The sequence below is a fragment of the Streptomyces sp. SGAir0957 genome (assembly GCF_043523415.1).
The window spans coordinates 336497-348534 of the sequence record NZ_CP027293.1; the positions used below are offsets into that span (position 1 = coordinate 336497).

The 12038-nt window shown below is 70.1% G+C and carries 12 protein-coding genes; 5 read left to right on the top strand and 7 right to left on the bottom strand.

The window, feature by feature from the left end; translation table 11 throughout:
* Positions 1-166: 166 nt before the first annotated feature.
* The gene (locus C1N81_RS06905; protein WP_394427775.1) at positions 167-1345 is read right to left on the bottom strand and encodes a PP2C family protein-serine/threonine phosphatase; all 1179 of its coding nucleotides are present in this window, start codon (positions 1343-1345) and stop codon (positions 167-169) included.
* 294 nt (positions 1346-1639) lie between these two features.
* Between C1N81_RS06905 and C1N81_RS06910 the strand changes: the two genes are divergently transcribed.
* Positions 1640-2134 (top strand): MarR family winged helix-turn-helix transcriptional regulator, encoded by a 495-nt coding sequence (locus C1N81_RS06910; protein WP_394427776.1) that lies wholly within the window; start codon positions 1640-1642, stop codon positions 2132-2134.
* Between the two features lie 211 nt (positions 2135-2345).
* Here C1N81_RS06910 and C1N81_RS06915 read toward each other — a convergent pair whose 3' ends face one another.
* Both C1N81_RS06915 and C1N81_RS06920 read right to left on the bottom strand, forming a co-directional pair.
* Entirely contained in the window at positions 2346-2945 is a 600-nt protein-coding gene (locus tag C1N81_RS06915) for a GNAT family N-acetyltransferase (RefSeq protein WP_394427778.1), read from the bottom strand.
* 5 nt (positions 2946-2950) lie between these two features.
* The gene (locus tag C1N81_RS06920; protein ID WP_394427779.1) at positions 2951-4036 is read right to left on the bottom strand and encodes a ThiF family adenylyltransferase; all 1086 of its coding nucleotides are present in this window, start codon (positions 4034-4036) and stop codon (positions 2951-2953) included.
* 942 nt (positions 4037-4978) lie between these two features.
* Here C1N81_RS06920 and C1N81_RS06925 point away from each other — a divergent pair.
* Positions 4979-5368 (top strand): VOC family protein, encoded by a 390-nt coding sequence (locus tag C1N81_RS06925; RefSeq protein ID WP_394427781.1) that lies wholly within the window; start codon positions 4979-4981, stop codon positions 5366-5368.
* Positions 5369-5928: 560 nt separating this feature from the next.
* The gene (locus C1N81_RS06930; RefSeq protein ID WP_394427783.1) at positions 5929-6129 is read left to right on the top strand and encodes a hypothetical protein; all 201 of its coding nucleotides are present in this window, start codon (positions 5929-5931) and stop codon (positions 6127-6129) included.
* 196 nt (positions 6130-6325) lie between these two features.
* Here C1N81_RS06930 and C1N81_RS06935 read toward each other — a convergent pair whose 3' ends face one another.
* The 3 genes from C1N81_RS06935 to C1N81_RS06945 form a co-directional block, all read right to left on the bottom strand.
* Complete coding sequence (locus C1N81_RS06935) at positions 6326-7324, bottom strand: GAF and ANTAR domain-containing protein (RefSeq protein ID WP_394427785.1); 999 nt, start codon at positions 7322-7324, stop codon at positions 6326-6328.
* A gap of 357 nt (positions 7325-7681) precedes the next feature.
* Positions 7682-8218 carry a hypothetical protein gene (locus C1N81_RS06940; protein ID WP_394427787.1) on the bottom strand — a complete coding sequence of 179 codons (537 nt, stop codon included), beginning with the start codon at positions 8216-8218 and terminating at the stop codon, positions 7682-7684.
* Positions 8219-8338: 120 nt separating this feature from the next.
* Positions 8339-9094 carry a BPL-N domain-containing protein gene (locus C1N81_RS06945; RefSeq protein WP_394427788.1) on the bottom strand — a complete coding sequence of 252 codons (756 nt, stop codon included), beginning with the start codon at positions 9092-9094 and terminating at the stop codon, positions 8339-8341.
* A 148-nt stretch (positions 9095-9242) separates the two neighbouring features.
* Between C1N81_RS06945 and C1N81_RS06950 the strand changes: the two genes are divergently transcribed.
* Together C1N81_RS06950 and C1N81_RS06955 are read left to right on the top strand one after the other, a co-directional pair.
* Positions 9243-9896 carry a response regulator gene (locus C1N81_RS06950; RefSeq protein WP_394427789.1) on the top strand — a complete coding sequence of 218 codons (654 nt, stop codon included), beginning with the start codon at positions 9243-9245 and terminating at the stop codon, positions 9894-9896.
* Complete coding sequence (locus C1N81_RS06955; protein ID WP_394427791.1) at positions 9893-11020, top strand: sensor histidine kinase; 1128 nt, start codon at positions 9893-9895, stop codon at positions 11018-11020. The genes C1N81_RS06950 and C1N81_RS06955 overlap by 4 nt, the downstream gene beginning before the upstream one ends.
* 133 nt (positions 11021-11153) lie before the next feature.
* Here the strand turns inward: C1N81_RS06955 and C1N81_RS06960 are convergent, their stop codons facing one another.
* Positions 11154-11867, bottom strand: a complete 714-nt coding sequence (locus tag C1N81_RS06960; protein ID WP_394427792.1) for a S1 family peptidase — start codon at positions 11865-11867, stop codon at positions 11154-11156.
* Positions 11868-12038 lie beyond the last annotated feature (171 nt).

A 12038-nucleotide genomic window follows, 5' to 3' on the forward strand; every position in this document is an offset into this window, starting at 1 on the left:
GTCCGTGGCGTCGTCTGCGAACTGTCCGGGCAGCTCATGCGGTGGCTCGCGTCCGCCCGGAAGGCTGTGGCACCGTGCCGGCGTTCCTCTTGCCGCCTGCCCAGCCCACGACCGGATCGGCGTGCCGGGAGGCGAGAGGGCGGGGAGGGCGGGGCGCCCGCATCATTCACCCCTGGCTCTGGGGTTCGCGGCCGATCCAGTCCATGCACACCACCAGGGCGTCATCGTCCACGTCCGCTTCGAGGTAGTTGGCCAGTTCCCGCAGGACGGCACGCGGTACGGCGGCCGCCGGCAGCAGGCGCGTCTCCTTGATCGCTTTGGCGAGCATGCGTTCGCCGTAGGCTTCGCCGCTCTCGGAGAGGGCCGCGTAGACGCCGTCGCTGACGAACAGCAGGCGGTCGCCAGGCAGCACCTCGAATTCCTGGGCGACGTAGTCCGTCTCCTCGAACATGCCCAGCGGCAGTTGGGCCTCGAAGGTGACCTGCTCGACCGTCTGGCCGCGCTGGAGCCACAGCTGGGGTGACCCGGCGTCCACCGCCTCTACCCGCCCGGTCGCCAGGTCGAAGGAGAGCAGGAGAGCGGAGACGTACTGCTCGCCGCGGTACTGGGCGTAGAGGGCCTGGTCGGCGAGGGCCGCCTGATCGGCGAGGCAGATGTTGGCGCGGCGGGCGTTGCGCAGCGCGTTGACGGCGAGGTTGGTCAGCAGGGACGCCTCGATGCCCTCACCCATACCGTTCATGATCGTGAGGGTGAGGGTGTCGGCGGTCGTGGCCCAGTCGAAGTTGTCGCCGTGGACGGCATAGGCCGGCTCGAGCTGGGCGCCGATGGTGTATTCGGCGCGGGCGCAGGCGCGTCCCGGCAGCAGTTGCCACTGCATCTCGGCCGCCAGGGTGAGGCGGGTGGCACGGCGGGCCTGCAGGTAGATGTCGGTGTCACGGTCGGCGACGACCACGGCGTAGCCGAGGATCTCGGCCAGGGCCGTCAGCTCCTCGACCGCCTGCGGGGTGCAGCGCTCGTCGGGCAGGCGCACGGAAAGGATGCCGAGCCGGTCGCCGCGCACGGTGACCGGGAGGAACAGGTCCACCGCTCCTTCGTCACGCACGGTATGGCCGTAGGGTTCCTGACTGACGAAGGCCCGCCCCTCCAGGCTGGAGTGGACGGGCAGGGGCGGCGCGGTGTGCGGTGCCGCCGAGACCTGCTGCAGCACGGTCAGGCTGTAGTCCGCCATGAGCAGGTCGACGTTGAGCGCCCCGTACTGCGTGACCACCGCGAGGCGTGCCCTGTCGAGGAGGTCGTACGGTGCGGCGCTGCGGATCGCGCGCTCCACGGCCAGGAACTTCGTCACAACAGCCTTCTCCACAAATCGGCGGCCCCGCCTTGACGCACAGGCGGCCCTGTCATCATCCTCCCGGCGATGCCCGCCCGAGGCATCCCCTGGGTGAGGCCGCCGGTCAGGCCGGGAAGAAACAGTTGTCTTACGGCAACTGTTTATGAGTGTATCCCTGCTCTGTCGCCGCCCGTCAACGGCGCTCCCCCACCGGGTCCCCCACTGCGAGAAAACGGTGGGGATAGGCGGGTAAAAGCGGGCAGACGAGGGGTACCCCCACTGCCTCGGCCCGTAAGAGGTGCACCTTCCCCCATGAGCAGCGACGGCCGCGACCATTCCTCCGGCTTCATGCCGCATTCCCGCCCTGACGTGACCGCACGCACCGCCGAAGCCGTCGGCGCCCTGGCCTCGCTGTGGAGCACAGCCGCCGACGCCGTCGCCCCGCGGCTGTCGCCGCTGCAGCTGCAGACCCTGGCAGCCATCCGGGCGGCTCCGCTTCTCAACCTCCGGGCACTCGCCGCGGCGACCGGCACGCTCCCCTCGGCGGCGAGCCGACTGTGCGACCGGCTCGAAGCCGCCGGCCTGCTGCGCCGGATGCCCGCATCCACCAGTCGGCGTGAGATCACTCTCGTACTCACACCGCAGGGAAGCGACGTCCTGGACGCCGTGACCACCCACCGTATCCGCGCGCTCGATGCTGTCCTGCACCGGATGCCCGCCGCCTCACGGCAGGATCTGATAGCCGGACTGCAGGCGCTCGCCGTGGTCCTGAACGCGGGCCCGCTCTCCGAGTCCGACCGGACCTGAGGCAGACCCGGCGCGCACGTGCCGACCACGTGGCCGAGGGCGTATCGGGGGTCTCCCGGCCCTTGGCCAGCCGATCGCGTGGGACACATCGCGCGGGACATCGCGCGGGACATGGGGACGGCGCGGGAACGGTCGGCATTCAGGTCGTCGGCAGGAGACGCATGTTGCGCGCCACTCCACCGCCGGAAAGCCGACGCGACAGCGGACCGAGTCAGGCGACTGTCTTGGGGGCACCGTCCAAAATACGTGTTTCGGCCTCGGTGGCCTGGGCCTTCCACTCGGGCGCGAGAGCGGTGTAGGTGGTCACGTCGTGCCAGACACCCTGGGTGCGGAACAGTTGTCGCAGGGTCGCCTCCTGGTGGAATCCGGCCGCCTGCATGATGGGGCGCATATGGACATGGTCGCTCCGGTGTCCTGCCCAGACCCGGTGCAGGTTCAGGTGCCCGAAGGCGTAGGCCAGCAGCAACCTGCCCGCTTCGTGCGTGTGTCCGCCGGCGGGCGAGCCGGGGAGCACGACCAGGCCCGTCACCATGGCGTTACTGCCGTATTCCTCGCGCAGCAGCCCAATGGTGCCGATCATGGGGTCCGGTTCGGGGGCGGGCGGGCAGACCGCCAGTGTGTACCGGTTACGTGGGGCGGTGTCCGGCTGGACGAGCGCGCGGACGAACGATTCCTCAGCTTGGCGGCGGTCCAGACGCTCGATGCCCAGGTACCGGGTGAGGAGCTTGTGCGTGAAGATCCGCACGTAGCTGTCCCGGTCGTCGAGCCGCATCTCCCGCAGCCGCAGACGCGGGCCGTGCAGGTCGGGCATGCGGTTCACCGTGGGCCTCCGGCGGGCAGCGGGTCGTGGGACTTCGAGAGGCGGTCCGCCCGCATGTGCTTCGGGGCGGTGGCCTGCGGCTCGGGATCCTGGGCCGGGATGAGGGCGCTGAGGTCCAGGGAGTGACTGCCCGACGCGACGTGCTCGCCGAGCAGGATCCGGCGGGCGGTGTCCGTCACCAGGGCACCTCCGAGCAGGACGCCGCTGGCCAGCTGCGGCCAACTGGACAGGGTGCGGCCCACTTCGGGCAGCGCCTTCGCCATCGCCGGGCTGAGCCGCTCGGCTCCGACGGCCCGCACCATGAACGCACGCAGCGCTTCCCGGCCCAGATGCCGTAGATCGTTTGCCGTGGTGGTGCCGATACGACCGTGGAACAGCGGCCGGTCGGGTTCCAGGTCGAAGCGTTCGATGTCGAGCAGACCGCGGTCGTTGGCCTCCATGAGCACCGGAATGCGCCGGGCGCGGGCCAGTTCGCGTGCGGCCACCTTGGCCCAGGGGGTGTCGCACTCCTCGATCAGGAGGTCGGGGTGTTGGGCGGTGAACGCCTCCAGGGAGGTGTCGTCGAGGCCCTGGCGGTAGATCTCGACGTGCAGGTAGGGGTCGAGCTCGGCCATGGCGCGGGCGCACAGCACCGTCTTGTCGATGCCCAGCTCGTGGACGCCGGCCCGCAGGCGGTTGAGGTTGGACAGGCTGAGCTGGTCGAGGTCGGCGAGGAGGAAGGAGCCTCCCACCCCTTCCGCCGCGCACGCCATGGCCGCGGCGGCTCCGACGGACAGCCCGATCACCGCGATGGTGCGCGTCAGGAGATCACGTTGCTGAGCACGGGTGATCTTGCCGCGGTTGCGGTCGGTGCGCACCAGCCGGTAGGCGTCCTTCGGCAGCACGTGTACGAGCCGGCCCGACCACGGGTAGAACACCCAGGTGCCGTAGGTGTCTCGGGGAGCGCCGTCCGTAGCCCGTGCGATGGCGTCGGCCAGTTTGCCCCTGTCCCACTGCTCGCCCGGCGCGAGACAGCGGACGAACTCCTCGAGCTGCGCGTCGATGTGGTCGTGGACCTCTCGGACCTCTCCGGAGGCGCGCAACTTCCGCAGTGCGACGCATCGTTCGGGGTCCGAGAGATCGAACAGGAGAGGCCGGAACGTTTCGTCATTCCTATAAATGGATGATTGACCCATTGGCGAAGAAGGTGTCACAAGCCGCAAAGGTAGCCACGAAACGTGGCGCAAAAGCGCCGATCACCCGGGGGCGCACGCTCGAATTGATCTCCGTATAGCGCGCGCCCCCGGCGCTAACGTTGCGATGCGCGCCCCCGCACGCGCTGCTGCATATTGAAGACGGGCGGAGAGTGAGGCTCTCCGGCACGATCACATCGGCTTCGCGCCTTTGCCAGGGGCGGGGTTCACACCTCCCGCTGCTTCGCCTGACCGTGTAGCCACCATGGGTGGCATTGGGGGCACGAGTAGATCACCTGAAGATGTGGCGTGACGATGTGAATCGGCCGCTCATCGTCAGCCGGTCGGGCGACACCAGGAGCCGAAGGCAAGGGGAAGCCGGAAGGAGCGGCGTCGCCCGACCAGAGACCCAGGCCGAGTGCCGCCGCGTGGCCAGCCATGTCCCGAGCCAGGGGCCCTCGCGCGGGGGTACTGATGCCGGTCCCGTCGGCACGCCTCGACCGCGAGGGAGCCACCCGCCGCGACGGCAGCCACAACGAACAGCGCCGCGAACACCATGCCGATCAGTTCGCACACGGAGGCCGTTTGTGCAGGGCCTCATGCCTTACAAATCCAGTGCCAGCGGCCGCCGATGTCAGCCGTGTCGGCCGGTGCAGCTCCCGTCGCCGATCGCGACATCTTCGCCCTACGGGCAAGAACCGGCCCGCCCCCGGCCGGACTTCCGATGTAGGCCCGAGGACCCAGCGGACGCGCACCGCAGGACGGATGTGTGCCGACGGCGCGGTCCGTAGCGTGACAACACACGTCACCGCGAACGGCCGGTCGACGCCACCGACGAGGGAGGCCTCCACCATGCCCATAGAGCTGAATCACACCATCGTCGCCGCACACGACAAGGAGGCTTCGGCCCGTTTCCTGGCCGACATCCTCGGCCTGCGAGCGGGCGCGCCGAACGGACCGTTCGCCCCCGTAGAGGTCGCCAACGGAGTCACCCTCGACTACTACGACCGGGAGATCGACGACACCGCCCTGGGCGAGCGGATCACTCCGCAGCACTACGCCTTCCTGGTCACCGACGACGAGTTCGACGCGATCCTCGCCCGGATCCAGGCAGCGGGCCTCACACATTGGGCGGACCCGCATCATCGGACGCCGGGCGAAGTCCGTGTGCGCGGACGCAGCCGGGGCACCTACTTCGACGACCCGAACGGTCACAACCTCGAGATTCTGACGGCGGACTGAGCCGAGGCCACCGGTCGGCCCGACCGCCGGTGCGCCGCAGGGCTGCGGGCCCCGGCGGGACGTGGGCAGGTCCAGGCCGGCTGAGCTGATACCCGCAGGCGAAACCGGGCCGTTGCGCCCGGCAGAGCCCCCCGACGGTCGGGGTGGCTGTGGACACGAGAGCGGGCTCCTCCCACCTCCTGGGGCGGGGCTACCGATCGTGCCCGAGCGGTCCCAGAGCCGTCGCGATCCGTTGGACTTCGTGACGCCACTGAGCGGCGTCGGCGTCGACGCTGTCCACCCAACCGGCCAGCATCTCCGATCCGTCCGCTGTCCACGCGTGCTCCGGAATCCTTGACTCGCTGGAGTGCTTGCCGCAGCAGTTCGACAACCTTCCAGTCGTCGGGCCCCCCGGAACACGGCCTGCCATTCGCAGTGATCGTATGGAGATGCGCCGAACTCCGCGCGCACATCTGGCCCGAGGCTGCACCCACTGTGAGACTGGCGTCAGCCCTGGTGGCCTTCCGCGCAGTGCGTCGGCCGCCGGATCGTACTGGCCGCTCGTCGATCAAGGAGTCCAGATGCGTCTGCGCAAGAGGGCGGTGGCCGCCGTGTTCGTTGCTGCCGCAGCCTTCACCTCTGTTGCCTCCCAGGCCGTGGCGGCGCCCATGCCCTGGGAAACCAGCAAGACCCCCGCGTCCACCGCCTCCCTCACCGCCTCTACTGCGGCCGATGACGGCGGCAGGGTCACTGTGCTGTGCGGGAGCCCCTGCTACCAGTAGGCATCCCGTCGGTGTCTTGAAGCGATGAAAGCTCGGGGGCTGCCCCGGGCTCATCCCCGGCGACTGACCCACCAGGCGCGCGTAGCCGGTGGGAGGGCACCCAGGCGGAAGCGGTGCGTGCGCCCCGTCGAAGTGCCGTACGCCGGGCCCGAAACGGCGGCGTACGACACTCCGCTCGCTCATCACCGCGCGCCCATCACCGCTCGGCGGCGACCGCCGAAGGCATCCGGGCCGCAGCAGCGGTGTGATGGAGGTGGTCCAGGGCGTCCGAGAGGACGGTGTCCGTGTGCCAGTGCAGCCAGGTGCCGACCACTCGCTGAAGTCGCGCCAGCTCGGCCAGCTGCTCCTGGTCAAGGGGGTTGGGCTGGGGGCGGTTGTGGTGGGCGGAGATGACACCGCGCACGATGCCGTCGCCCGCGGTGCAGGGAATGCAGTGGATGGCACGGCTGCCGCTGTCCAGGAGGACCTGGCGGGTCTCGTCGTCGAAGAGAGTGGCACTCTCCACATCCCGGACCGTGACCTGACGGCCCGCCTCGGCCGCCCGCCAAGAGGCGGTGCCCTCCTGGACGAACGCGAAGTGGTCGGTGAACAGTTGCGGATGGCCGACGTATTGTTCCAGGCGCAGCACACCGGCCTCGGCGAGCTGCACGTTGCCGAAGTCGGCGCCGGTGAGGTCCATGACCCGCTCAAGGGCCGCTGACAGCACCTGGCCCTGATGCTTCGGATTGAGACGGCCCGCGTGCAGGGCGTCCAGCCGGGGCGCGGGGACACGGGTGCGGGCCGTCGACAGCGGTCGGAGCCCGGGCTGCGCGGCGGGGGCGAACGCGGGGGCGAAGGCGGGGGCGGGGGCGGATGTCAGGGCGACGGCGATCTGGTGGAGCTTGACGTTGAAACGCTGCGAGACCTGCCGCAGCACATCGAACGCCACTTCCGGATCCGCGAGCTGGTAACGGCCCATCAACAGCCCTTGCGCCACGGCGATCCGCGTACGGGCGTGCACCTGTTTACGCAGGCTCAGCACCTGCTCATGCAACGACCGCGACTGCGCGCGCAGCGCCTCCTCCTCCGCCGCACCGGCCGACGGCTTCGCGCGCCTGCCGCACTCGGCGCCCGGGGACGGCACCGAGGCGCCGGAACGAGGTGAACTGTGGTGTGTGTGCACGGGCGAGGCCTTCCGGTCGGCGGGTCCCACCATCGCGGAACCCTGCGGACCACCAGCGCCGCATCGGAACGATCATCCGCGCACACTGCGAGGACCCCCGTCGGGGCCGTGGTCCATCACCGTGCCTTCGGGCCGAAGCACTCCCTCCGACCGTATCCGCTCCACCGCGCCGGTCAACCCCGGGACCCCGCCCGACGGGCAGGGTCAACGGGAAACGCGCAGTACAGGCCGTACTCGGGCATCGCCTGGAAGGCAGCGCCCCGGGCGCGTCTTCGAGAGTTGGGCCTTGTGGGCAGCCCGGTCCTGCCGGCCGGCGGCGGAGGCGGTGAGCACGGCCTGTGCGGATCGGCTGTCCGGCTCCCGCTCCGGTCGCCGCGAACACAGCTCACCTCATCGGTCGGTGCGTGACGGTCGGTTCACGGGCCGCCAGGCTGAGGGCCAGGTGACAACCCGGTTGACCGGACCTGTTACTCCCAGACTGGCCCGTGCGCACTCGAGATACTTCCGCTGTGCATTCCTGAACTCCAAGTAGGCCTGCTCCCAGCTTTGTTCGGAGTGAGTGGGCACGCCCCGTGCCAGGTGCTCCAGACGCCACAGGCAGTGATTCAGCGTCTTGGAGGCCGTGTTCGTGTCCGTGTCTCCCAACAACTCACAGGTCTCCCCCAGAGCGGAACGACGGGACTCGGCCGCGCCCAGCTCGGCAAGCACGTCGGCGGTGAGATCCAACGGCGCCGGACCGGTCACCAGTCCACGGCCCGCGGCGATGCGCTGATAGCGCCCCGCGAGCTCCTTGACCGCGTGGATGTACTCGCCATAGGCGTCCAGACGCCGCTCGTCCCAGCGCACGGATTGCTCGCGCCGCCATCGTGCCCGGTCGTTCAAGCTACTGGCCAGGAACGACGTGACGGCGCCCAGCGCGACACCCACCAGCGGAAGTACCTGTCCCGACAGACTCATAGAGGCCCCGATCTGCTAGTCAACCGGTTCCCCATTCTCCGGCCCGCGCCCGATGAAGAGGGGGATACCGCCGTCCGCGGCTGTAGCGGGTCAGCCGGCGGTCGCCTCGATCAGGTCGTACGCCAGGTCGGGGCGGACGCCGTCGGGGTTCTCCAGCCCCGCGTTGTCGTACCAGGAGGCATCGGCCTCCGGGTGAGGTCCGCTCACTCCGACACGGCCCTTGCCGTAGCGGGCGACGGCCACGGCGGGCAGACCGTTGCCGGGGTAGGACGCCAGGACTTCCACTTCGGCGGCGCCGCCGAAGAAGAAGGTCGGGCCGTCCTGGAAGTACACGTGGCGCGGCTTGCCCCGCCACGCCACCTCGATGACGGTGTCGCGGTCGTCGTCGACCACGGCGCCTTCGGAGTCGGTATAGCCGTCCGTGTCGCCGGGCAGCAGGTTGAAGCCAGGAGTGCGGCCCGCCAGGTAGGCGCCGAAGCACAGTCCCAGATAGCTGCCGCCCTCCCTGACCCATGTGCGGAGGACATCTGCGGAACTCTTCAGGTCTTTCCAGGTCCGCTGCAGGTCAGCGCCGCCGCCCGGCTGCACGTACAGCTTCGCCCCGGCGAGGTCGGAGGTCCGCAAAGGGGCCTTGACGAACTTGGTCCGGAAATGCCGCGGCGACTCGCGCAGCACCTTGGCAATGGTCGGCGCGCAGTCGTCGCAGCCTTGCGGACCGTCGTAGATCACCGCTAGAGGACGACGCTCCTCAGCCCCGGACGGCGTGCAGCTCGTAGCCAACAGGGCGACGCTCACGAGAGCGGCGGTGAGGATGAGGGGACGGTGAGTGGGGCGCGTAGCGGTCATGGCTTCACCCTCCCGCTCTGCGGCTCGTGCCCGGTACCCGCCGATCGGCGGGAAGGGCCCCCTGACCGGCGGGTCGCCGCTCATGCCGTGTCGGCCATAGGGTTCAGGACGTGACCGGGAATGACACGACGTACGACAGAGCACACACATGATCCGGACCGTGGTGGTCGACGACGAGGCGCTCGTGCGTTCCGGCTTCCGGCTCATCCTCAACGCGGCCGACGACATCGAGGTGGTCGCCACGGCCACCGGTGGCCAGGCCCTCGCAGCCGTCCGCGAGCACGGGCCCGACGTCGTCCTCCTCGACATCCGGATGCCGGACGTGGACGGCCTCACCATCCTGCGCGAACTGTGCGCGCTGCCCGCCCCGAAGCGGCCGGCCGTCGCGATGCTGACCACCTTCGACACCGACGAGTACGTTCTGCGCGCTCTCGACACCGGGGCGGCCGGCTTCCTGCTCAAGGACACCGAACCGGCCCAGCTCGCACAGGCGGTGCGGATGCTCGCCTCCGGCGGCGTCGTCATGTCCCCCAAGGCGACGCGTTCCCTGCTCAGCCGCCATCCCGGCGCAGGGCGGACCGACCAGGCCATCGCGCGCGTCGAGCGGCTCTCCGAGCGGGAACGGGACGTGCTCGTGCTGATCGCCGAAGGGCTCTCCAACGCCGAGATCGGCGACCGGCTCCATCTGAGCAGCGGGACGGTCAAGGACCACGTCAGCGCGATCCTGGCCAAGCTGCGGGTCGACGGCCGCGTGCAGGCGGCACTGCTCGCACAGCGGGCGGGACTGCTCACAGAGCGATGAACAAGATCCGCACCGCACTCACCGACCTCGCCCTGGTCGCCGTCGCCGGGCTCGACCTCTGGCTCAACCTGGAGGACGACACCGCCTACGGCCTCGCCCTCGGCGTTCTGTCCTGCGCGGTGCTGCCCCTGCGCCACCGCCTTCCCCGCACCGCCTTCCTGCTCTGTCTGCCCGGATCCCTGGTCCAGGACGTCCTCATCGCGCCGATCGCCGCGCTCTACGCCCTCGCCGCCCGCACCCGTGACCGGCGGCTGCTCGCCCTGTACGCGGTCCTTTTCGCGCTCACCACCGCCGCTCCCTGGCCGCTGACGGACTTCACGGGTCAGGAGCGCATCTGGACCCTGGTCACCTTCGTCTACATGCTCGCGATGGCCACCGGCCCCGTACTGCTGAGCCAGCTCGTCCAGACCCGGCAGGACCTGCGGCGACAGCTGGCGGAGACCGAGGCGGCCAAGGAGCACGAGCGGGAACTGCACGCCCAGACCGTCCTCGCCCGCGAACGGGCCCAGCTCGCGCGGGAGATGCACGACGTCGTCTCGCACCAGGTCAGCCTCATCGCCGTACAGGCAGGAGCCCTCCAGGTCACCGCCGCCGACGACGCGGCCCGCGAGGCGGCCGGCACCATCCGCACGCTCAGCGTCGACACCCTCGACGAACTCCGGACCATGGTCACCCTGCTCCGCGCCTCTTCCGGCGGCGACAGCGACGGCACCGACGAGAACGACGGCAGTGCTGAGTTGGCCCCGCAGCCCACCATCGCCGACCTCCGCCGCCTCGTCAGCCGCAGCGGCCTGGATGTTCTGGTGACGGGCCGACTCCCGCACTCGGACGGCGTTCCCGCCCCGGCACAGCGCGCCTTGTACCGCACCGTTCAGGAGGCGCTGACCAATGTGCGCAAGCATGCCCCCGGGGCCGCTACGACCGTCGAACTGTGGCACGACAGCACGGCCTACGGTGTCACCATCACCAACGGTGACCCGGTCCGCCCCGCCCTCTCGCTGCCCAGCGCACACCAAGGCCTTGTCGGGCTCCGCGAACGTGCCGAGCTCCTCGGCGGGCGCCTGGATGCGGGGCCGTGCGAGGGCGGCGGCTGGCGGGTCCGGCTGCGTCTGCCGCACCGCTGAACGGTGACGGTGACAGTGCGAGCATGAGGTTGGTTCGCCTGGCCCCCGCCGAGGCGCGCGACTGGCCCCCGCCGAGGCGCGCGACTGGCAGCGGCCGAGGCGTGCGACTGCCAGCGGCCGACGCCCGCGACCGCTACCGCCGGATGACCGAACGGATCCAGGCGAGTTGCTGGGAGACCTCCCCCGCCTGGGCGATCTCTTCCCGGTCGGAGCCGGCGAAGACCCCGAGAAGGGTCTCGGCCCCGCGGGCATCGATGCTCATCACCGGGCCGCCGGAGTCGCCGCCGGCCGGAATGCCCGACACCTTCTCCATGCAGAAGTCCGAGCCGCCCGGGGCGGTGTAGCCCTCGCAGCGGGGGTCGTCCGGCCGGACGACCCGCAGCGTGGACTGCTTGAGCACCGGGGACTGACAGCTGTTCTCGTCCTCGGTGCAGGTGGCGCCCCAGCCGTACTGCCGTACGAGTTGGCCGGGGCGGACTGCGGCCGTGGCCAGACGTGCCGTGCCCACCTTCATGGGCGCGACCTTGATGAGCAGCATGTCAGCACGTGCGCTTCCCACGCGCTTGCCCGGCAGCGGACGGACCGTGGCCCCCTTGCGCATGTCGAGATTGCCCACGCGGAACGAGATCCGCTTGTCGGCGACCGGCCGGCCCTGCTCGAAGAAGCAGTGCGAAGCACTGATGATCCACTGAGAGGTGAGGGCCGTGCCAGTGCATGCCGGTTTGCCGTCCACCAGCATGCGCACCGCCCAGGGACCGTAGTCGCTCTTCGACCCGCCGATGACAGCGGAGGCGGGCGCGGTCGACGTGCCGGCACCCGTCAGCACCAACAGAACGCTCAGCAGCATCACACGTACTCGACACACCATCAGACACAGCTCCCTTCCTCGGCCAACGGGCGTCCAGCTGTGGAGACGGACTGATACACCGGGACGTTCCCCAACCGAACCGCCTGGCACAGCGCCGACACCCGACCCCGGCCGTACCACCATGTACCACGCAGCGCTGCGCCCTCCATG

What these genes read in the sequence shown, in the direction of transcription:
- C1N81_RS06910 (WP_394427776.1), top strand. Translation starts at nt 1,640, where the DNA reads ATGAGCAGCGACGGCCGCGACCATTCCTCCGGCTTCATGCCGCATTCC.
- C1N81_RS06915 (WP_394427778.1), bottom strand. Translation starts at nt 2,945, where the DNA reads ATGCCCGACCTGCACGGCCCGCGTCTGCGGCTGCGGGAGATGCGGCTC.
- C1N81_RS06925 (WP_394427781.1), top strand. Translation starts at nt 4,979, where the DNA reads ATGCCCATAGAGCTGAATCACACCATCGTCGCCGCACACGACAAGGAG.
- C1N81_RS06930 (WP_394427783.1), top strand. Translation starts at nt 5,929, where the DNA reads ATGCGTCTGCGCAAGAGGGCGGTGGCCGCCGTGTTCGTTGCTGCCGCA.
- C1N81_RS06935 (WP_394427785.1), bottom strand. Translation starts at nt 7,324, where the DNA reads ATGGTGGGACCCGCCGACCGGAAGGCCTCGCCCGTGCACACACACCAC.
- C1N81_RS06945 (WP_394427788.1), bottom strand. Translation starts at nt 9,094, where the DNA reads ATGACCGCTACGCGCCCCACTCACCGTCCCCTCATCCTCACCGCCGCT.
- C1N81_RS06950 (WP_394427789.1), top strand. Translation starts at nt 9,243, where the DNA reads ATGATCCGGACCGTGGTGGTCGACGACGAGGCGCTCGTGCGTTCCGGC.
- C1N81_RS06955 (WP_394427791.1), top strand. Translation starts at nt 9,893, where the DNA reads ATGAACAAGATCCGCACCGCACTCACCGACCTCGCCCTGGTCGCCGTC.
- C1N81_RS06960 (WP_394427792.1), bottom strand. Translation starts at nt 11,867, where the DNA reads ATGCTGCTGAGCGTTCTGTTGGTGCTGACGGGTGCCGGCACGTCGACC.